Origin of the sequence: Polymorphospora sp. NPDC050346 (assembly GCF_040655695.1) — a bacterium.
Lineage (GTDB): Bacteria > Actinomycetota > Actinomycetes > Mycobacteriales > Micromonosporaceae > Polymorphospora > Polymorphospora lycopeni.
In genome coordinates, this window is sequence record NZ_JBFAKM010000023.1 from 38784 (window position 1) to 60538 (window position 21755).

Consider the following 21755-nt stretch of genomic DNA (forward strand, 5'->3'; position numbering starts at 1 on the left):
CGGTGCGGAGGGGAGGCGCACCGCCGGCGGCGTCAGTGGCAGCCGTACCCGGTGCCCCGGCCGTAGATCCCGATCGTCGTGGGGATCCAACACTTGTTCTCCTCGGCCGCCCGGCGCAACTGGTTCCGGGCGTTGAAGTAGGCGCCGCTCACCGCGGCACCACAGCCGGCGGCGAGGAAGACACCGGCCACCGGACCGCCCGCGAGGGCACACCCGCCAGCGGCCAGGCCGGTCGCCACGCCGTTGCCCCATTCGAGGTATTCGTTGTTGTCCTGCGACCAGTCGTTCCACTGCCTGGTGACGTGGCGGTCGACCTTGAGCCGGCAGAACACGACAGCAACGCACTTGTGGCGGCCGTCCCACAGCTCCCAGGAGCCGGGCAGGCGCAGCCTCGGCGGCTTCTTCGCGGCCGGCCGCTTCGGACCGTACTTCGTCCCCTTCGGGCTGCCGGCCTTCTTACCCCCGCCCTTGTACTTCGGGCCCTTGTACTTCGCGGGCTTGCCCTTGTACTTCGCGGGCTTCTTGGCGACGTACTTCTTCTTGGCGACCTTCTTGGTCGCCTTCTTCTTGTACACCTTCTTGACGGCCTTCTTGGCCACCTTCTTCTTGGCCTTGACGACCTTCTTCTTCGGATAGAGGCCGTCGGCGTCCTCGAAGGTGATCGGGTTGTTGTTGGCGTACGAGTAGCCGTGGAACTGCTGCGGGTCGTCCTCGAGGATCACCGGGTCCACCGACAGGAACCGGCCGGTCGACGGGTCGTACTCGCGGGCACCCAACCGCAGCAGGCCCACCGGGTCGTCGTCGACCCCGCCGACGAACGACCGCTGCCCCGGCCACCCGGTCGGCGTGCCACCCCGCAGTTCCCCGAACGGCAGGAACCGGCGCGGGACCAGGCCGCCGGTCGCGGCGTCGACCGCCAACTGGTCGGTGCCGAGGTGATCGGCGAGCTGCCAGTGCACGCCGCCGCCGCCACGGGTGGCGACCGTCTCGCCGTCCTGACTGTAGTAGCGGGTGGCGGTCACCGCGCCGGCGGTCAGGCGCAACTCCGTGCCGGGCAGGAACAGGGTGGCGCCGCCGTCCGGGTCGTGGCGCAGCAGCCGGGTACCGTCGGCGCCGTACACGAACCGGGTCGACGCGTCGCCCTCGGCGATCGCGGCGAGGTTGCCCTCGACGTCCCAGGTCAGCGTCTGGCCGCGCCCGGCGACGTTACGGCCGACGGTGTTGCCGGCCGCGTCGTAGCCGTACGAGTCGGTGCGGGCGCCCGGCCCCTGCACCGCCACCTCCCGCAGTGTGTGCGGCTGCGCCGCCCCCGCCGCCGGGTAGCGGTAGGTGTGCGTGCCGGTCCCGGCGGCGGCATGCCGGGTCTCGGTGAGCCGGTTGCCGACCTTGTCGTACGTGTACGCGTGCCAGTACGGCGCCGCCCCGCCCAGACCGGCCACCGACGGCGTCGCCGCACAGTCACCGGACCCCGGCGTCCACGCCCGGGTCAGCCGGCGCAACCGGTCGTAGGTGAAGCACTGCACGTCGGCGGTCAGCCCGCCCGGCGGGGTGTCACCGATGCGCAGGATGTTGCCGGACGGGTCATGGTCGTAGCGGGTGTCGGCGACCCGGACCGGGTTCAGTTCCCGCTCGGTGACGACCCGGACCAGCCGCTCGGTGCCGGTCTCGTAGCCGTAGTCGCGCAGCACCCGCGGCCCGGAGCCGGTCGAGTAGACCCGGCGCAGCAGCCGGTCCAGTTTGGAGTAGGTGCTCTCGGTGACGTAGCTGGTCGCGCCGGCCAGCGTCGTCGGCCGGCCGTGCGCGTCGTAGCCGTACCGGACCGTCTCGGCCGACAGCCCGCCACCGGCCGGCAGCGTCGACCGGGACAGGGTGCCGTCCACGTTGAACACGCTGGAGAACTCGTAGCTGCCGGCCAGCGCCCCGGCCGCCGCCGGCACGACGTACCGGGTGGCGGTCGGCCGGTCCTGCTGGTCGTACGCGGTCGTCGCCACCGTGTACGCCTGCCCGCCGACGTACCGGGTGGCGGTGCTGACCTGGCCCTTGACGACCGTGTCGTACGTGTATCCGGTCAGCTTCGCGCCGGTCGCCGACCCGGCGTGGGTGGCGGTCACCCGGTCCAGCGCGTCGTAGGCGGTGAAGACCGTCTGCCCACGCGCGTCGGTCTCGGTGACCGTCCGGTCCAGGTCGTCGTAGGTGGACGTCGTCGTCCCCTGATCCGGGTCCTCGACCCGCACCAGCCGGCCGCGCAGGTCGTAGTGGCGGCGCCAGGCGTTGCCGGCCGGGTCGGTGATCGACGCGATCTCGTCGTCCGGGGTGTACGTGTACCGCGTCGCGTCGTAGCCGCCGGTGGCGGTCGCGCCGTGGTACTGGCGCAGCTCGACGACGTTGTCCCGGGCGTCGACGATCTCGGTCGTCGGGGTGTCGCCGGCCGGCGGCGTGACGTGGGTGCGGTCACCGCCGTGGCCGGTCGTGGTCCGCCACCGCTCGACCCCGTGGACCAGGAAGATCTCCGCCGTCGGCCGCTCCGCGCCGTCGTACACGGTCACGTTCAGCGCCGGTACGGCGGCGTCGGCGACCAGGTGCACGGCCGTCGCCGGGGCACCGTCGGCCGGGTACGGGTCGGACTCCTTGACCACCAGACCACGCGAGTCGTGGTGGGTGTCGGTGACGATCCGCCCACCACCGGGCGCCTGCTCCTGGACCTGCCGCTCACGCAGCAGCCCGTCGTACAGCGTGTGCGTGGTCAGGTAGCCGGTGCCGGTGTTGTCGAGATGCCTCGCCGTCACCACCGTCGGCCCGTCGGCACGCACCTGGTACGCGTACTCGGTGTGCGGAGTCTGGGCCGACCTCGACCGGCCCGGCAGCCACACCCGCAGCAGCCGGCCCAGCGGATCCCAGGCCAGCTCGGTGCGGCGGCCGTTGCCGTCGACCTCGACCGTCACCGCACCCCACGCCGGGTCGTACTGCGTCGTCTCGGCGTGGCCGAGCGGATTCGTGACCGTCACCGACCGCACCGGCCCGCCCGTCGCCGGCGTGTACGCCGTCGTGGTCCGGTTGCCGAGCGCGTCGAACTCCTCGACGACCCGGCCGTTCGCGTCGTACGTCGCCCGCCGCACCGTCTGGTAGCTGTCCGCGGCGGCGAGCCGCTCCTCCCGGGTCACGTTCCCCCGCGTCGGGGCGGCACCGAACGCGAGCCCGTCGTAGTGGCTGCGCTCGTCGGAGACGACATCGGCCGGGCGGGCCGGCGTCGACGCGCACGCCTTCGCCACCGTCTCCACCCGGCTCGGGAAGTCGAGCAGCCAGGCCGAGGTGTTCTGCGCGTACGTGGTCCGGGTGCACCGGTCGTCGGCGGTCGTGGAAACGTCGCCCCGGTCGTCGACCTGGGTCACCAGGCCACGGCTGTCGTAGGTGTAACCGGTCTCGGTACGCCGGTGTCCGCCGCCCTCCACCGCGGTCCGCTCCACGGTCCGGCCCACCTCGGTCACGTACGCGTGCACGGTGCCCCACGACCGGACCCGGGTCGACGTCGGCCCGTGACTCCACGGATCGTGGACGCTGCCCTCCACCTCCGCGCCGTCCGGCCCGTTGCGGACGATCTCCTCGCGCAGGAAGCCGGCCAGGTACGGATGGTCGGTGACGGTCCCGCCCTGCGAATCGGTGACGGTGACGCTACGGGTGCCGCCGGCGGCGAGCCGGTCGCCGTGCATCCCCCGCAGATACAGCCGCTCGGTCTCCGACCGCTGCCCGCCGGGCGCACCCTCGATCGTGCGGACCCGGCCGTAACCGCGCCACTCCGACCAGGTCCGGTACTTCGCCGGCGACAGGCCGTCGTCGTCGGCGTAGTGCCACGCCGGGTCGCCGTCGTACTCGTAGTGGGTCTCCTCCGCCGGCACGCCCTCGACCCGCCCGTCGGCGACCACCGACTTGACGACGTACTTGTGGAACCAGTCCAGGGTCGGGTTCACCGAGCCCTCCGGCGTCCAGTACGCCGGAAAGCAGCGCCGGGTGTTGCTGTCCGGGCGCGGCAGGCTGGCCCGGGTGCAGTCCGGCGCCGAGTAGTTGACCGTCGTGACACCGCCGGACTCCGACGTGATGGCCCGCAGCCGCCACTTCACCATCGGCGAGATGCCCTCGTTGGCGTCCACCCGGTTCGGCAGCCCGACCCCGGAGAACTGGACCTCCGGCACGGCCGCGGTGCCGCCGGCCCGCCCGGTGTGGGTGATCCCGGAAAGCCACAGCCCGGCCGGCGACGCGTCGGTGCGCGGGAACTCCTGCCGCAACGCCCAGTGGTCGACGTCGCGGTGGGCGGTGCCGTCCAAAACCGCCGTCGTCACCGCCGTCAGCCGCTTACGACTCCAGAAACTCGGACCGGTCACCAGGCACGACGTCCCGGTGGCGCAGTTGAGGTCGACCGGCACGTCCGGCCAGTGCGCGGCGTTCGCCTTGACGAACTGGGCGTCCGAGCAGGTGATGGTGCCACTGGGCAGGCACCGCTCGGCGACGGTGAACCGCACCTGGGCCGGCGCCGCCGCGAACAGCGCGTCGGCGCGCAGCCCGTAGTCGATCCGGGCCAGGTGCCCGCCCCGGGTGTATTCGGTCAGCGCCGTCGTGCTGTTGTTGCGCCCGTACCGGTTGCTCTCCTTGACGTAGTGGTACGTCATCGCGTTGCCGTCCGGGTCGGTGACCAGGTCCAGGTTCCACCGCCACGCCTGCTGGCACCACGCGTTGGCGAACGTCGCGTTGTAGCACGGCTCGCCGCTGTTGTTGCCGTACACCGGCACCGTCCAGGCCGAGTTCGTCACCGGCCGCTGCGACGTCCAGCCGGTGAGCCGGTTCAGGCCGAACGTGTAGCGGGTCCCGTCGACCGTGGTGACCCGCCAGTACTCGCCGTCGTTGTCGCCGTTGACCGCCCCGGTCAGCTTCTCGATCCGCGAGCCGTCGTCGTTGCGCGGCCGCCACGTGCCGGTGGCGTCGTCGCGGACCAGTTCCGACGCGGTGCCGTTCAGGACCAGGAACGCGTTGTCGTGGCCCCAGCACAGGTCGCCACGCTTCGGGGTGCCGGCCGACCCGTCGTCGGCACACGCCTTGTAGCGCCGCTCGACGTACGACGTGCCGAGATCGAACCCCTCACCGACCCACGACGGCTGGTTGTTGGTCGCCGCGGTCCGCCCGTCGACCGCACCCGACGAGTAACCGAACCCGAGGTCCGGCTCCGGCCCGCCCGGGGCCGGCGGGACCCGCAGCGGATACTCCCAGGTGAAGCTGCCGGTCTGGTCACCGGCGTCCCAGTCGGCCGACGCGGTCAGCGGGGTCGCGCTCCAGTCCCCCGCCCCGGCGGCACCGCCCGCGGCGGTCGTACCCACGGCGGCCGGTGCGGCGGCCCGGGCGGCACCCGCCCGTGCGCCGTCGCCGGCCGGCGCGGGCGGCGGCGTCGTCGCGGCGACCCGGCCCGGCACCGGGGCGTCGTCGACCGGCGCCGGCACCGTCCACTCCGGACGGCTTTCGGTGGCCGGCGGGGCGGCCGCCGCCGGCACCGCCAGCAGGCTGGCCGCGACCGCCGCCGCGGTCACCGAGGCGAGCAGGGTCGCCGCCCGGATCCGGAGCCGGCCGGGCCGGTCGGGGGTCGAAATGGGCATCACGGCCTCCACGGTCTCTTCGACGGAAGCGGTCACTGGTGGCGGAGCTGGTCGACGTCGGCCTGGGTCAGCACGCCGGTGAACACCCGTACGTCGGTGACGTCACCCGGGAAGTACTCGCCGTACGCCCCGCGCAACTTGGAGCGGCCGACGTGCAGCGGGCCGGAGGCGTGCCAGGCGGTGGGGTGGGCGGCGGAACCGGCCAGCTCCCCGTCGACGTAGAGCCGGACCTGCCCGGCCGCCGCGTCGTAGACCCCGACCAGATGGAACCAGCGGTTCAGCACCTCCGCCGGCGGGGTCGCGGCCGGCGCCATCGCCCGCAGGTACGTCGGACCGTCCGAGTCCGCGCTGGTCATGTTGAACACCCAGCGCGACAACGAACTCGACCAGTACAGCGTCGTCGAGCAGGCCCGGCTCCCCTCCTGGCAGAGCACCACCGCCTGCCGGTCGGCGGTCAGCCGGACCCGCGCCGACAGCGAGAAGCTGCCGTCGGTGCGTACCACCGAGACGGCCGTCGAGGCGTAACCGGTGGTCCCGTTCAGCGCCAACGCCGTGCCCGACTCGCCCGTGTGGTCGGCGGTCCAGCCGGCGCCGCCGTACAGCGTCAGCGTCTTGTTGCGGCCGGAGACGTCCGCGACCGACGTGCCGGTGCCCTCGTCCATCGCCCAGTCGGCGGCCAGCGCCGCCGGCCCGTTGGCCAGCCCGGCCACCTCGTCGGCGTAGACCACCCGCTGCCAGACCCGCACGTCGTCGATCCCGCCCCGCCAGTGCTCCCGGTACGCGGCGTCGTACCAGAGCCGGCCGAACTGCAGCGGCCCGGTCGCCTGCCACGGCGTGGTGTACGCGGCCTGGCCGGCCAGCGCACCGTCGACGTACAACCGGATCTGCTGGGCGCCGCGGTCGTAGACCCCGACCAGATGCGTCCACCGGTTGACCCGCGCCGGCCGGTCGGAGACCGCCCGCACGATCGTCGGCGCGGTCACGTCGCTTCCGTGCCGGTTGAAGACCCAGCCGTGCCCGGTCGAGTAGTAGAGCTGGAAGCCGCCCGCGTATCCGCCCCGCTGGGTCAGCGCGGTGGCGTTCGCCGCCGTGCTGTCCAGCCGTACCCAGGCCGAGACGGTGAAGCTGGTGCCGGTGTCCAGGACCGGGCCGGACGTCGCCGCGAACCCGCCGCCGTCCAGCGACAGCGTCCGGTCCGCGACCGGGTCACCGTCCACCGTGTACGTGTCGGCGAGCCGGCCGGTCGTCCAGCCGGCGGTCCCGCCCAGCGTGGCCGGGTGGGTGCCACCGGCCGCCGTGGTGCCACCGCCCTCGTCGAAGGACCAGGCGGCGACCGGCGCGGCGGCGGGAGCCACGTAGAAGTCGTACGCGGTGACCGCGCCCGGCACGCCGGCCACGCTGACCGCCCGGACGTACAGGGTCCGCAGCCAGCTCTCCGCCGGCCCCGGGGTGACCAGGACGGTGGCGGTCGCACCGGCTCCGGTCGCGGCGACGCTGCCCTGCGGGTCCGGGTCGTCGACCGCGTACCGGTACGAGCCGACGTTCGTCGCACCGTTGGGGGCGAACGTGAAGGTGCCGGGCCGGCCGACCCCGCCGGCGAGCACCGGGTTCGTCGGATCGGCGGGCGGATAGTCGGTCGACGTCACCGTCGGTACGGCGCTCGGCGCGGTCGCGTCGACGACGATGTGGCAGAACCCGGACCAGGCGCTGTCCGCCAGCCCGTCCTCGGTCCGGACCCGCCACCGGTACGCCTTGCCGTTGGTCAGCGTCGGCGCGGTGGCCTGCACGGCGCCCGCCTGCCGGAACGTCGTGACGTGCTCCCACAGCAGCGTGTCGCCGTCGTACAGCTCGAACCGGCCCCGGACGTTCTGCAGCGCGCTGTCCGGGTCGACCAGCGTGGCCAGGAACGTCGGGGTGAGGCTGGCGACCCGCGGCGCGTCCGCGGCCGTGTTCACGCACGCGTACGCCGGGTGCGTCTTCAGCCCGGTCGGCACCGACGGCACGCTGTTGTACTCGACCTCCAGCACCGGGTTGTTCCGGAACCGCTTCCAGCCGTTGGTGTCGGACTCGCTCGCCGCCCGCAGGCCGAGCGTGACGGTGGCCGACTTCTTCTCCGCCGCCTCGCGGACCGCGCTGGTGGCGTCGAGGTCCACGCCGCCGGCCGGGCAGCTCGAACTCCAGCCCTTGGCGGCCGTGACCGCGTCCAGCTTGCGGGTCCAGGCCGGCTGGTTCTTCCAGGTGGTGGCGGTGCCGATCGCGCCGGTCAGCCAGAGCTGCACCTCGCGTTTGGTGCACGAGTACGCGTGCGTCTGGAAGGCGTTGAACGTCGCCTTCTCGATCGTCTTGCCGGCCAGCGCGGCGGTGTTCATCCGGAAGAACGCCCGGTAGGTGTCGACGGTCGGGTACGCGTACGGGTCGTTGTAGTAGCCGACCTTGGCGGTGCCGGAGTCGTTGAAGTACGACGTGGTCGAGAAGACCTTCGACACGTGGGTCCAGGCCGCCCGGGTGCCGGCGTACGACAGGTACGGGTCGATGTAGACCGGGTAGCGGGTGTCCGGGCCGGTGAGCAGGTCGCGGTCGGGGGTGATGGCCAGGGCGCCGCCGGTGACGCGGGCAGCCATCGTGGCGACCCGGGCGCCGGGGCCGGGCCGGGTGCCGCCCTCGGTGGCGTCGGCGGTCGGCGTGGTGTCAGCCGGCACGGTCGCCGGACCGCCGCGCTGTGCCGCACCGTCGGCCGCCCGCCCGGAGTCCCACATGGTCGGGGTCGGGCCGTGGAACACGACCGCGCCGCGCGCGTCGACGACCTGGACGTTGCCGCCCCGGTCGGTGCGTACGTCGAGGCCGTCGCCGCGTACGGCGAACCGCAGATCGGCCAGTTCGGGGGCGCGGGCCGCCTGCGGCGTACGGACCACCAGCACCTCGGAGAACCCGGTCACCGAGGCGGTGAGCCGCAGGTCGACGCCGGGCAGCACGTCGGGGTAGGTGGCGGTGGCGCCGACGAGGACGGGCTCGGGCAGCACACCGGGCCACTCCAGGGCGACGGATCCGCCGTCGCGGCGCAGGGTGACCATCGGCGCCCGCCCGCCGCCGGAGAACGACACGTCGACCGGGACCGCGACCGGCGCCACGGTGCCGTCGGCGCGTTCGCGCAGGGTGGTGTCGACGGGGACCCAGCCGTCCGCCCGCTTCACCCGGACCGGCTGGGCGTACTGGCGCATCAGCAGGGTGCCGGTCGGCAGGGCGTAGACCTCTTCGGTCTCGGTGCGCAGCCCGGTCACCTCGACCCGCTGCCCGGTGGCGGCGGCCGTACGCAGCGCCGCCCGCTCGGTCGCCGCGCCGCCGGGGGCGGCCGGCGTCCCCGTGCCGCCGGCTCCGCTCCCCCGGTCGGCCGGCGACGCGGCCGCCGGGGCCGGTGGCCCGAGCGTCACCGCCAGGGCCAGGACGAGTGTGCCGACGCCCACCCGACGCGGGAGCCGTCCCGCCACCCAGTCGAGACCTGCCACCGGGAACCTCCTTGATCGACCACCGCCGCAGCCATCGTGGAGTGGGCATCCATGGATCGGCTATGGATCGACCATGGGCCGAGGATGGTGACTGCTGGTTCATCGCCGTCACACGCCGTAGGGCGTCCTAGGAACCTGGTTTGGTGACCTGGCCGACGGGCACCCTGCGGTGGTGCTTGCCGCCGCGCCGGTCAGACGCGGTAGTCGGCGATCACCTCGGCGAGGGTGTCCCGGGTACGGCGCAGTTCGCGGATCTGCCCGTCGATGCGGGCCAGTTCCGCACGCAGCCGCGCCTCCAGCGCCGGCGTCCGGATGCTCTCGTCGGCGATGCAGGGCAGCACGTCGTGGATCGTCGCGCTGGACAGGCCGGCGGCCAGCAGGGACCGGATCAGCCGTACCCGTCCGACCGCGGCCTCGGGATAGTGCCGCTGCCCGCTGGCGCTGCGCCGGCTCGTGATCAGCCCCTGCTCCTCGTAGTAGCGCAGGGACCGGGCGCTGGCCCCGGTCGCCGTGGCGAGTTCGCCGATCCGCACCGCTCCCACCTCACACTTGCCCTTGACGTCAATGTCAGGTTCTAGTCTGCCGGCATGACGACCGTGACCGCGAAAGCACCCGCCCCGGACAACACCCTGCTCTTCGCCCCCACCACCGTCGCCGGTCTGCGGCTGCGCAGCCCGTTCGTGATGGCGCCGATGACCCGGCTGCGCTCCCCCGGCGGCGTCCCGACCGCCGAGGTGGCCGCCTACTACCGGCGCCGGGCGGCCGGCGGCGTCGGCCTCGTCGTCACCGAGGGGGTGTACGTCGGCCACCCCAGCGCCGGCCACGAGAGCGCGGTGCCCAGGCTGGTGCCGGAGTCGGCCACCGGCTGGCGGGCGGTCGTCGAGGCGGTTCACGCCGAACACGGCCTGATCTTCCCGCAGCTCTGGCACCTCGGCAGCGAACGGGAACCGGTGGACGGCCGGACGGCGTGGACCCCGTCCGGCGTACGCGAGAACGGAGCACCACGCGGGCGGGCGATGACCCTGTCGGACATCGACACCATCGTCTCGGCGTTCGCCGCGTCGGCCCGGCTGGCCCACCGGCTCGGCTTCGACGGCGTCGAGATCCACGCCGCCCACGGCTACCTGCTCGACGAATTCCTCTGGCCGGCGACGAACCGCCGCACCGACCGGTACGGCGGCCCGGCCCGCGACCGGGCCCGGTTCGTCGCCGAGACCGTCGCCGCGGTACGCGCCGCCACCGCACCCGACTTCCCGATCTCCGTACGGTTCTCCCAGTTCAAGGAACGCGACTACGCGGCCCGCATCACCGACACCCCGGCCGAACTCGGATCGATCCTCGCGCCGTTGGTGGCGGCCGGCGCCACGCTGCTGCACGCGTCCGGCCGCCGGTTCTGGGAACCGGCGTTCGCCGGCTCACCGCTGAACCTCGCCGGCTGGACCAAGCGCCTCACCGGCCTGCCGACGATCACCGTCGGCTCGGTCGGGCTGCGCCGGACCACCCTCGACCCCGCCGCCGACCACCCGGGCTCACTGGCCGCGCTCGCCGCACGGTACCGGTCCGGCGAGTTCGACCTCGTCGCGGTCGGCCGGGCCCTGCTGGCGAACCCGTCGTGGGTGCACGACGTGGCGCACGGCCGCCACGAGCGGGTCGTCGACTACCGCAAGGAGCAGGAGGACGTCTTCTTCTGACAGCTTCGGTGCGACGGCCAGCGATCTCCTCAGCCAGGTCCTAGCCGACCAGCACGGGGTCCGAAGTCGGTTGCCCCGCCGGATGGGCGGGATCGAACTCGAAGCAGTACAGGCCGGCAGTGCCACCGGCAAAGATCCGGTAGCCGACGCCGATACCCCAACAGCAGGTGACGACGGATCGCTCCGTACGCATGACGGCCACGCAGAAACCCGTACTGATGTCCCAGATCCGTACCGCGTTGTCATGGCCGCCGGTGGCGAGCCAGGAGCCGTCCGGAGCAACCGCCACCGCCGCAACCGGCCCGGAGTGGCCCCTCAGGACGGCGCGCTCGTGGCCGGTGACCGTGTCCCAGATCCGCACCGCGTTGTCATGGCCGCCGGTGGCGAGCCAGGAGCCGTCCGGAGCAACCGCCACCGCCGCAACCGGCCCGGAGTGGCCCGTCAGAACGGCGCGCTCGTGGCCGGAGTGGCGGGCCCAGATCCGCACCGTGCCGTCGTACCCGGTGGTGGCGAGCCAGGAGCCGTCCGGGCCGATCGTCGCCGCTGTCACCTCGGCGTCGTGGCCAGTCAGCCTGGCATGCGGACGGCCGGTACTCCTTTCCCAGATCCGCACCGAACCGTCGGTGCCACCGGTGGCGAACCAGGTGCCGTCCGGGGCGACCGCTACCGCCGACACCGGGTCGGGATGGCCGGTCGGGGTGGCTCTGTGATCTCCGGTGGGGTGCCAGACCTGCGTCGTTCCCGTGTCGCCACCGATGACGAGCCAGGTGCCGTCCGGCGCGACCGCCAACGCCTTCACCTCGCCGTCGTCGCCGGTCAAGGTGGCCAGCCGCAGCCCCGTGCTCGTGTCCCAGATCCGCACTCTCCTGTCGTACCCGGCAGTGACCAGCCAGCTGCCGTCCGGGCCCATCGCCAGCGCCGACACCGCCAGGTCGTGACCGGTCAGGGTGCCGGGCCGACGGCCGGCGGTAGGATCCCAGACCCGCACCGTCCCGTCGTCGCCGGCACTGGCGAGCCAGGTGCCGTCCGGCGCGACCGCCAACGCCGTCACCTCGCCGTCGTGGCCGGCCAGGGTAGCCCGGCGCAGACCCGTGGTCATGTCCCAGAGATGTACCGCCATGTCGCCGCCGGCGGTGGCGCACCAGGTGCCGTCCGGGGCGACCGCCATCACCCGTACGTCGAGATCGCGGCCAGCCAACCGGGCACGTTGACGGCCGGTGGCCAGGTCCCAGATCCATACCCCGTCGTCGCTGGCGGCGGCGAGCCAGGAGCCGTCCGGCGCGACCGTCATCAGCCGTACCGTGTGGGTGTGGCCGATCAGGGCGGCGCTTCGACGGCCGGTGGCCGGGTCCCAGATCTGCACCGTTCCGAACTCGGCGCCGGTGGCGAGCCAGGAGCCGTCCGGCGCTACCGCCATCACCCGCACCATGTCGAAATCTTCGGCCGAAACTTCCCGCGGGCGGGTACCCGCAAGATCCCAGATCGCGAACTTGCGGTAATGGGCGAGAGCAAGCCAGGAGCCGTCCGGCGCTAACGCCATCACCCGCACCCCGACGTCGTAGATCGAGGTGGTGCGGTGGTGGTGTCGGTGGATCCGCACCCGCCCGCCGACGGTGGCGGTGGCAAGGCAGTTGCCGTCAGAAGAAACGGCCATCACGTCCACCGGGGTGCCGCGGCCGGACACTCTTGTTTGTGCGCGGCCAGTGGCGGGGTCCCAGCTCCGCACCGTCCCGTCGTCGTCCGCGATGGCGAGGCAGTTGCCGTCGGAGGCAACGGCCACCCTCCCCACCGAGCCGGGACGGCCGGACAGGCTGGCGCGTAGCCGGCCCGTGGCCGGGTCATCCCAGGTCCACAACCCGTCATCGCTGCCGATGGTGAGCCAGGAGCCGTCCGGGGCGACCGCCAACGACCGCACCGCACCGGTATGGCCGGTGAGGGTCCGGCGGAGCCCCGGGTCGGGAAGGTCCGGCAGGGTCCAGGCGGTGGCCAGCGCGGGCAGCGTTCGCAGCGCGGCGAGTGACCTTGCCTGCGGCCCCCATTCGGGGTCGTGAGCGACTCGGGCGTAGAAGATGTCGGTCTGCGAGTGCGCCGGGTCGGGCACCGTCAGCAGGTGGGTGACCTGCCCGAGCAGCCGGCACAGCCGTTCCGCGCGAGGAGTGTCGACGAATGTGAGGTCGGCGAACGGGGCGAGAGGTCCGCTCTCCTCCAGTCGGGACTGCACCCAGCGGAGATCGGTGGCAAGCACCTCCGCGTGATCGCGCCGCCCGGTGGCGAGCAGGTGTTCCACAAGGTGCTCGCGTAGGTAACGAGCGCTGTGCGGCAGTTCCCACCACGCCACCACCGTGCCCTGACCCGATACCGCTGGCACCCGGGGAAGGTCGGCGGCGACGCCGTCGAGCAGCCTGCGGTGCAGGCGGGCGACCTCCGCCGGGCCGAGACGGTCGGCGAGGTAGTCCCGGATGACGTCGTGGAGGCCGATCGTCCCGTCGTCATCGGTGGAGAGCGTCAGCAGAGCCAGGTCGGCCAGGCGGGCGCACAACGCACGGCTCTCGGTCTCGTCCAGTCCGCTGGTAGCCCGCCACCCGGCGGCCACCAGCGAAATCGGAACCGTCTCGTCCTCGACAAAGATCGCCAGTTCGGCGAACCGGGCGTACTCGGCCGCGCTGAGCAGGCCGGTGCTCGCCTCGATCGTCGTGGCCACCGCCTTGTCCCGCTGGTCAGGATCGTTGACATCGAGCTGTCGGGTGGTCGCGCCGGTCAACTGGTCCACCTGCAGGGCGCCGTCGCGGCGTAGTCGCTGAAGCAGTTCGCGCGCCACCTCGTCCACATCGGTGTGCGACCGGGTCTGGTCGACCATAATCTTGTTGATCAGACGCAGCAGAAGCGGCCAACGTCCAGTCTCGACCAGAAGCCCTTCCAACACGGATGACGACGGCTCTGGCACCAGGCCGGCCACCAGCACCTGTCGGGCCTGAGTCCGCGACATCTGGTCGACCCGGACCGAAACCGCCTGCCCCGGCACCAGGGACGGCGACCGGGTCGTCACCAACCGCGCGGCCCTGCCCGCGACCGGGAACGCCGCAAGTTGGTCGTCGAACCAGACGTCATCGAGGATCAGCAGCCTGCGGGGTCCGTCGGCCAGGACCGCTGCCAGATGCTCCGCGGCCTGCCGTAGGTCGGTGAAGGGCTGCGCCCGCTCCGGGTCGATCCGGCGAACCAGGTCGTTGACCCGCTCCGTCAGAGCCCCACGACGTACGTCCCGCCCCAGCGTCACCCAGTAGACCCGGCTGCCGAACCGGCGCAACACCCGCCGATCCGAGCGCACCAACCGCGCCACCGTCGTCTTGCCGAACCCGCCCGCGCCATGCACTGCCGTGGTGATTCCCACCGTCGCCCCACCACTGCCCCGCAGCGCCTGGACGATCTCCGTCAACTCCGCCGGTCGGTCGACCATCCAGGACTCCGGCCGCAGCGCCACCGGAACCGAATCCACCAGTACACGCTCGTACCAGCGCTGCGCCCACCACCCGAACGACCCCGACGCCGCGACCGCGATCGTCGAACCCGCCAACCACCACAGAGGATGCTGCTCCATCGTCGGGAACCAGGGCACCTCGCCCCCGGTCGCCGCGCCTCCCGCGACGCCGGCCACGCTCGCCGCCAACGCTCCCACGATCCCGGACCCGACCATCACCACGAGCCGCAACGTTCGACGCAACACCCACCCCTTTGATAGCGCCGTCCGACGGACCCCGCCATCACCATCATGGCGATGTCCGCAACCCACCTGACCGCCCAGGCTCCACTATCCGCCCGGCACCGTCCGATGTGGCCGGCCTGGCATACCGCCGCGCGCCGAGGTCGAGGCGACCGCCCCCGGGCAACCGGGCAGGTGCGGCGCGAACTCGGCCGCCCGGATCTGACGGCGGTGGGCTGTTTCGCTCGGGAAGCGCCGGCGCGTCCCGCCTGTCCGGCCCGCGCCGACCTCGGTGCCCCCTCGGGCCGTACCGAGGTTTCCCGGTGCCGCTGCCGGGTAGCCGCGGACCAGACAGGGAAGGGCGGTGAGCGAGCGAATGGCTGGCCAAGAGTTCGCCGACGTGCGGGCGATCCTGGACGACCTGGACTTCCCGGCGACCAAGGAGCAGATCGTCGCGCACGGCGAGGCCCGGGACAGGGGCAGCGGTGAGGTCGTACGCCTGCTGCGGGCGCTTCCGCTCGGCACGTACGACAACATCTCGCAGATCCGCAGCTCCGTACCGCTCGATCCGGCCGCCGACGACGGGCTCGGTGCCGGCGACGAGATGCGGAAGGCGCGCTCCCCGCACGACCAGCGGGTCGCCCAGCACCTGCGCAGCCCGGACGCCTGACCCGCCCGTCCGCCCCGCTCTCGGCCGCGGGGCGGCCCGCACCCACGGGCGGAGTGTTGATCAAGGAGAAGGTGCGCCCGATTCGCACCTTTTGACGCTTAACTTGTCCTTGATCAACGGGGCTGGGCGGCGGGGCATCGGGACCGGGCGGGGTTACAGGCGTTTGTGCATCCGGATGGCGGTTGTCTCGTAGCCCATCTGCTCGTAGAGTGCCCGCGCGCCGAGGTTGAACCCGAAGACACTCAGGCCGATGGACAGCACTCCTAGGTCCCGGCAGACCTGCTCGACCGCCTCGATCATCGCGCGGCCGTAGCCCTTGCGGCGCAGTTCCGCACGCACCTCGAAGTCGTATCCGAAGGCGTGCAGGCCGTCCGACCTACGCTCCACGTGCAGCCACAGCATGCCGATCTCGTCGGGGCCGTCGTACGCGGCCCAGAGATGGTGGTCGGGGGTGCGCAGACCGGCGGGCAGCAGCCGCTCGTAGTCGTCGCGCGCCTTCTTCCGGGCCTCCGGCTCCGGCATGGCACCGGACGCGACGATGTGCTCCGCGTAGGTCACCTCGGCCCGCTGCCGGTAACGCAGGTACTGCTCGTCGGTCATGGGTTCCAGCCGCACCGTCACCACGTGCCGAACCCTAGGCCACCCGGTTGCCGTCGGCCACCCCGTGATCGCCGCCGATCAGGCGGGAGCGGGCGCGTGGGTGCTGTTCGGCTCCACAGCGATTCGGTACGCACATCGGATTCGCTGTGGGCTCGGACAGCGATACCCCCGGACACCTGGCGACGGGCGACCGTCATCCGACACGGGGCAGCGCGCCGGCCCGCGGCTGCCTAGGCTCGGCCGGTGACCCGATACCTGCTCGTGCCGGGGCGTGGCGCCCCGCGGCCGGAGCACTGGCAACAGCGGTGGGCCGACGCGCACCCCGAATACCGGTGGGCGCCCTACCCGCCGGGTCCGCCGTTCGACCTGGACGCCCGGGTGGCCGACCTGCACGAGGCGATCACCGCCGACGACGATCCGGCGATCCTGATCGCGCACAGCGCGGGCTGACTCGCCACGGTCGTCTGGGCCGCCCGGCACACCGGTCCGGTACGCGGCGCCCTGCTCGTCGCACCGCCCTACCTAAATCCGAACCGGACGTACGGCCCGGACGAGGTGCGGTGGGAGATCCCCCGCGAGCGGCTGCCCTTCCGGGCCGTCCTGGTGGCCAGCCGCACCGACCCGTACTCGACGTACGAGCAGTTCCGGCAGCAGGCCGACGACTGGGGCGCGGAACTGTTCGACGCGGGCGACGCCGGCCACGTCGAGACCGCGGACGGCTACGCGCCCTGGCCGGACGGTGAACGGCTGGTCGCCGCGCTCGGGACACCGCTCCCACCCCGGTCCCTTTAGGATCATGTCGTGAAGGTGGTCGTCGCGGGCGGGTCGGGTGCGCTGGGGCGTCGCCTGTGCGCGGACCTGGCCGCCCGGGGCCACGACATCGTGGTCCTGACGCGCACGCCGCGGCCGGGGCCGCACCGGCAGGTGGCGTGGGACGGTGCCACCGTCGGAGCCTGGGCCGGTGAACTGGCCGGCAGCGCGGTGGTCAACCTCGCCGGCGAACTCGTCGACCGCCGCCCCACCGCCGCCAACGTCGAACTGCTGACCCGGTCGCGGGTGGCCCCGACGCGGGCCCTGGCCGACGCCGCCGGCCGACTGGACCGGCCCGTGCCGGTGTGGATCCAGGCCAGCACGCTGGCGATCTACGGCGACGCCGGGGAACGGCTGCTGACCGAGGAGTCGCCCGAGGCCGACGGCCCGCCGCAGATGGCAGGTGTGGCGCGGGCCTGGGAGGCCGCCGCGGTCGACGTGCCCGCGCGGCGGCGGGTGGTGCTGCGGACCAGCATCGTGCTCGACCGGGACACCCCGGCCCTGAACCGGCTGACGGGGCTGGTGCGGTTCGGACTCGGCGGCCGGGTCGGCACCGGCCGGCAGTGGTTCAGCTGGATCCACGTCGACGACTGGCTGCACGTCGTGCGCCACAGCCTGGGTGACCCGGCCGGCCCCGACAGCGCGCCGGACGCGGCGGCGCCGGACGGGGTGCTGCTGGCGACCGCACCGAACCCGGTACGCAACAGCGAACTGATGGCCGCCCTGCGTCAGGTGCTACGCCGGCCGGCCGCCCCGCCCACGCCGGCCGTCGCCGTCAAGCTGGGCGCGGTGTTCCTGCGTACCGATCCGGCGCTGGCCCTCACCGGTCGCCGCGCGGTGCCGGCCCGGCTGACCGACGCCGGTTTCACGTTCCGGCACCCGCACCTCGCCGGCGCCCTGGCCGACCTGCTCGGCTGAGCCGAACTCGCCCACACACACCGGCCCGGGCAGCCGGTGCGGCCCGGGCGACGATGGTGGTTCAGGACCGGAACGGGCCCCGGACCTCGTACGTGATGCCGCCGCTGCCGGCGGACGCGCCGGACGTGCCGCGCTGCGACGAGAAGTAGAGCCGGGTGCCGTCCGGGGCGAACGCCGGGCCGGTGATCTCCGACTCGGACTGGCCGAGGATGCGCAGGAACGGGGCGACGACCCCGTCCGGCGTGATGACGTTGATCTCCATGTTGCCGCCGTCCTCGGCGACGTACAGGTCGCCGGACCCGGCGCCGGTGATGTTGTCGACGCCGGTCAGCGGCGCGGCCCCGCCGGGGATCCGGGCGGCGTCGTACGCGAGGTCGATCTCCTGGTGGACCGCGTCGTACGCCCACACCCGGTTGTCGCCCTTGGTGGTGAAGTAGCAGACGCCGTTGTCGTACCAGCAGCCCTCGCCGCCGTCGAAGTGCAGTGCGGCGCCGACCTGCCGGCGGGTCGGCGTCGGGAAGCCGTCCCGGTCCGGGATGTCCTGCCAGGTGACCGGGCCGCTCAGCGTGCCGGCCGGTCCGCACAGCACCTGTACCCGGCCGGTGCGCAGGTCGCCCCAGGTGTCCGGGACGAAGCGGTAGAAGCAGCCGTCCCCCTCGTCCTCGGTGAGGTAGACGACGCGGCGGTCGGGGTCGCAGGCGGCGGCCTCGTGCTTGAAGCGGCCCATCCGGGTGCGTTCCTCGGCCTGCCGGCCGCCGTCGGGCCAGGTCTCGAAGACCCGGCCGAGCGGTACCTCCTCGCAGGACAGCCAGGTCCCCCACGGGGTGGCGCCGCCGGCGCAGTTGACGTTGGTGCCGGACAGGATCCGGTACGCCGACGCGATCGTGCCGTCGGCGTTGAACCGTACGGCGCCGGCGCCGCCGGCAAGGGGGATCTCGGAGTTGGAGACGTAGATCCAGCCGTTGCCGGCCGGGAAGCAGGCGCCGCCGTCGGGTGCCCAGTGCCAGGTGTACGAGGTGCCGGCGACCCGTTGCCCGGAGCGGGCGATGACGCGGCTGGTGAACCCGGTCGGCAACTGGATTCCGTTGCCGTCGGCGGCGAGCAGGCCGCCGTACGGGCCGGGGCCGGGCTGGGCGGTCGCGGCGAACGCGTTCTGCCAGAGCGCGCCGGAGAAGGCGGCGGCGCCGGCGCCGACGACGGCGGTGCGCAGGATGGTGCGGCGTTCCATCGGGGCTCCTCGGGGTGAGTCGGTCCCCGACAACCTAGACCCGCAATCCATCGACTGATTCAAATGGAGAGTGAACGTTGTCCGCACTGCCGGCTGGGGCGCGGTAACGGGCGGAGTCCGGAAAAGCGTCGGGGGTGCGGCCGGTTCCGGCCACACCCCCGACGGGGACCTCACCCCGCGACGCCGTCAGCTACGGACGGCGTACGCCGGGCATCGGTTCACAGCTTGGCGCAGTCACCCGACTTGGCACCGTTGATCTTGTTCGGTGCGCCGAAGTCCTTCGCCTGGGCGCTGTTGCCCGCGCAGGCGAGCGCGCCGTTGATCTGGTTGCCGACGAACACCGGGCCGTAGGCACCGGCCAGGCGGCTGAACCGCTCGTTGGCCGAGACCTGGGTGTTGTTCGCGAGCTGGATCGCGCCACGGAACGTGTTACCGGCGATGGTCACGTCCCGGGTGGTGCCGACGATCTGGGTCGAGCCGTTGACCGTGGTGCCGAACATCTGCACCGCCTGGGCGCCGGTCGACACCAGGGTGCCGTTGATCGTGCTGTCCTTGATCACGATCGAGGCACCCGGACGAACCGTCACGCCGCCGTTGACCTGGGCGCCGGTCAGGCAGGTGACGCCCTGCTCGGCGGTCACCCGCACGTGGCGGCCGGTCAGCGTGGTCGTGCACTCCAGCGCGGAGCCGGGCAGCACGGTCGCCTTGTAGCTCTCGGCGTTGCCGACGTTGCCGGCCGGGTCGATGGCCCGGTGCTCGACGACGTGCGTGCCGAAGCCGGGGACGAACCCGCCGATCGGGTGGTCGTCCGGCAGGTGCTGCTCGAACGCCGCCTTCGACAGGCCGCCGGTGCCGAGGTTGCCGTACGTCAGCGCCTTCACGTCCGTGCCGGAGTGCCGGAACTGGAACGGCGACTCGGGCATCGGCTGCTCCGGGAAGCCGAAGTAGTTGAACCAGCCGTCGTTGTTCAGCCGGAGCTGACCGACGACGTAGCGCTCCTCGGCGTAGCCGGCCCGGTTGTCCTGCGGCTCCAGCCACATGTCCCAGCCGTTGAAGTACACCGGGTGCTCCAGGGCGCCGGTGAGCTTGGTCAGCGGCTGCGACAGGGTGCGCGGCGCGGTCGGCAGCGCGTTGTCGACGGTCCACTCGACGCTGTCCGACAGGCCGGGGCCGGCCGGGTCGGTCACCGTCGCCACCAGCTTGTGCGTACCGGCCGGCAGGTTCAGCTTGCCGAGGTCGAGGTTGCGGCTGTTGTGCGGGTTGGCCACCGGCGAACCGTTGACCGACCAGGCCACGTTGACGATCCGGTCGGCCGGGTTGTTGGTCCGGACGAAGACGACCTCGTCACCGGCGATCGGCTGGGTGTTCGGCGTCGAGGAGGTGATCTCGGCGGCCGGCGCGGACGGCGTCACGGTGGTGTCGCCGACCGTCCACTGCCGGGTCTGGACGAACCGCGGCCCGTTGTAGCCGGAGTTCGACGCGGTGTTGTTGGTCGACGGGTTACGGACCCAGTCGATGCCGTCGGGGCCCACCGGGTCGCGGACCTCGACGTGGACGACCGTGCCGGCCGGCAGGTTCAGCGCCTCCAGGTCGAGGCTGCGGCTGTTGCTGGTCTGGAGCACGGTGCCTTCCGGCCCGCCGACCCGCCAGGTGACCTGGAGCTCGTGGTGGCGGGGCTGCCCCGTCTCGACCCACAGGACGCCGTCACGGGCGACGGTGCCGACCGGGGTGTTGCGAATGCTCATCTGGCCGGCGTTACGCATGCCGGTGATCCGGGCGACCATGTGCTCACGGCCGGGCTGGTCCCAGTCGAAACCGATCCAGCGCATGATCGAGTGCTCGCTCGGCCGGCGCTGACCGCAGGGGTAGGTGCCGCCGCCCTCGTGCAGGCCGATCTTGCCGCCGCTGATGCTCTCCTCGCCCAGCCAGCGGAACCACTTGTGCTCGTTGTCGATCATCTGCTGTTCGCTGGTGTACGTGGTGTGGTGGAAGCTGCCCGGCTCGTTGCCGGTGTAGCAGGCCCGGACCACGTCACGCGAGGAGTACGGGTACTCGTCGGCCTGGGTGCCCAGCGAGTGGCCCAGCTCGTGCAGCGAGATCAGCGGCCCCTGCGGCGAGCCGCCGGAGGTCGTCGCGTTCGTGCCACCGATGCCGCCGTACGTGAAGGTGTTGAAGATGGCGAGCGTCTGGATGTTCTGCGACGTACGCGGGATGCCCAGCACCGGCGCGACGTAGTTGTCGAGGATCCGGTTGTGGGCCTGGCTGCCGGTCTCGCAGGGGTTCACGCCCGGCGGGTAGTAGCCGGCGGCGTCCTGGCAGTTGACCGGCGCTCCACCGTAGACGGTGCCGCGCGACAGCGGGTCGGCGCAGCCGTTCTGGTAGATCATCCGCAGCGCGGTGTTCTTGGTGTTGATCGCGCCCTCGCGCTCGCCGGTGTCCCGGATGGTGCCGTCGGGGTGGCGGAACCGGCTGTCGGGGTCGCAGCGTACGCCGTAGTCGATCGAGGCGAGCTCGACGGCGTACACGTTGATGTAGTCGCGGTACGTCCGGAACGGCTCGGTCGCCCACAGGACGGCGAGGTTCCGGTCGACGTCGGCGTGGAAGATGCTCTGCTGGTCGGCCTGGTAGCCGTCACCCATGATGATCAGGTTGAGCCGCTCGGTGGCCGGACCGGTGACCTGCACCGCATGGACCTTCGGCTCCGGCAACGGTGCCGGCGTCTCCGCCAGCGCGGCGGGGGCAGGGCCGGCGACCAGCAGGCTGGCCGCCAGACCCACCACCGCGAGGACTGCGCTCCTCAGTTTCACTTGTTCCACCTCATCTTCGAAAGGTGCCGGTCGCACGCCCGGCACCCGATCACCACCGCCGACCCGCGACGGTGCTGGACCTGACGGCGGGTGGGGGGGGGGGGGGGGCCCCCCCCCCCCGGGGGGGGGGGGGGGGGCCCCGGGCGCGCGCGGCCGCGGCTGTTGGGCCCCCGGGGGGTGGGGAGGAGATACCCC

At 72.7% G+C, this 21755-nt stretch carries 10 protein-coding genes and 1 pseudogene; 4 read left to right on the forward strand and 7 right to left on the reverse strand.

The features are described 5' to 3' along the window. Positions 1-32: 32 nt before the first annotated feature. The 3 genes from AB0I42_RS22830 to AB0I42_RS22840 all read right to left on the reverse strand — a co-directional run bounded on the left by AB0I42_RS22830 (position 33) and on the right by AB0I42_RS22840 (position 9672). The gene (locus tag AB0I42_RS22830; RefSeq protein ID WP_357539756.1) at positions 33-5636 is read right to left on the reverse strand and encodes an RHS repeat-associated core domain-containing protein; all 5604 of its coding nucleotides are present in this window, start codon (positions 5634-5636) and stop codon (positions 33-35) included. 32 nt (positions 5637-5668) lie between these two features. Further along, positions 5669-9139: a LamG-like jellyroll fold domain-containing protein gene (locus AB0I42_RS22835; protein WP_357539758.1), complete on the reverse strand. Its 3471-nt coding sequence runs from the start codon at positions 9137-9139 to the stop codon at positions 5669-5671. A gap of 191 nt (positions 9140-9330) precedes the next feature. Next, positions 9331-9672: a MerR family transcriptional regulator gene (locus tag AB0I42_RS22840; protein ID WP_357539760.1), complete on the reverse strand. Its 342-nt coding sequence runs from the start codon at positions 9670-9672 to the stop codon at positions 9331-9333. 54 nt (positions 9673-9726) lie between these two features. Between AB0I42_RS22840 and AB0I42_RS22845 the strand changes: the two genes are divergently transcribed. Continuing rightward, a complete protein-coding gene (locus tag AB0I42_RS22845; protein WP_357539762.1) occupies positions 9727-10830 on the forward strand; it encodes a 12-oxophytodienoate reductase in 1104 nt (367 codons plus the stop codon). A gap of 40 nt (positions 10831-10870) precedes the next feature. Here the strand turns inward: AB0I42_RS22845 and AB0I42_RS22850 are convergent, their stop codons facing one another. Continuing rightward, positions 10871-14551 carry an NB-ARC domain-containing protein gene (locus tag AB0I42_RS22850; protein WP_357539764.1) on the reverse strand — a complete coding sequence of 1227 codons (3681 nt, stop codon included), beginning with the start codon at positions 14549-14551 and terminating at the stop codon, positions 10871-10873. Between the two features lie 340 nt (positions 14552-14891). On the opposite strand from AB0I42_RS22850, the gene AB0I42_RS22855 reads away from it, so the two are divergent. Beyond that, a complete protein-coding gene (locus AB0I42_RS22855; protein ID WP_357539766.1) occupies positions 14892-15197 on the forward strand; it encodes a DUF2795 domain-containing protein in 306 nt (101 codons plus the stop codon). Positions 15198-15350: 153 nt separating this feature from the next. Here the strand turns inward: AB0I42_RS22855 and AB0I42_RS22860 are convergent, their stop codons facing one another. Further along, positions 15351-15821, reverse strand: coding sequence for a GNAT family N-acetyltransferase (locus tag AB0I42_RS22860; RefSeq protein WP_357539768.1), 471 nt, complete (start codon positions 15819-15821; stop codon positions 15351-15353). Between the two features lie 237 nt (positions 15822-16058). Here AB0I42_RS22860 and AB0I42_RS22865 point away from each other — a divergent pair. Together AB0I42_RS22865 and AB0I42_RS22870 are read left to right on the forward strand one after the other, a co-directional pair. Then, positions 16059-16589 (forward strand): annotated as a pseudogene (locus AB0I42_RS22865) (alpha/beta fold hydrolase). A 9-nt stretch (positions 16590-16598) separates the two neighbouring features. Then, the gene (locus AB0I42_RS22870) at positions 16599-17525 is read left to right on the forward strand and encodes a DUF1731 domain-containing protein (RefSeq protein WP_357539770.1); all 927 of its coding nucleotides are present in this window, start codon (positions 16599-16601) and stop codon (positions 17523-17525) included. Positions 17526-17586: 61 nt separating this feature from the next. Here AB0I42_RS22870 and AB0I42_RS22875 read toward each other — a convergent pair whose 3' ends face one another. Together AB0I42_RS22875 and AB0I42_RS22880 are read right to left on the reverse strand one after the other, a co-directional pair. Further along, a complete protein-coding gene (locus tag AB0I42_RS22875) occupies positions 17587-18753 on the reverse strand; it encodes an alkaline phosphatase PhoX (RefSeq protein WP_357539772.1) in 1167 nt (388 codons plus the stop codon). Positions 18754-18971: 218 nt separating this feature from the next. After that, entirely contained in the window at positions 18972-21560 is a 2589-nt protein-coding gene (locus AB0I42_RS22880) for a M64 family metallopeptidase (RefSeq protein ID WP_357539774.1), read from the reverse strand. Between the last annotated feature and the right edge of the window lie 195 nt (positions 21561-21755).

Bases quoted from the DNA above. Each gene is read 5' to 3' on its own strand.
- AB0I42_RS22830 (WP_357539756.1), bottom strand. From the start codon at position 5,636: ATGCCCATTTCGACCCCCGACCGGCCCGGCCGGCTCCGGATCCGGGCG.
- AB0I42_RS22845 (WP_357539762.1), top strand. From the start codon at position 9,727: ATGACGACCGTGACCGCGAAAGCACCCGCCCCGGACAACACCCTGCTC.
- AB0I42_RS22875 (WP_357539772.1), bottom strand. From the start codon at position 18,753: ATGGAACGCCGCACCATCCTGCGCACCGCCGTCGTCGGCGCCGGCGCC.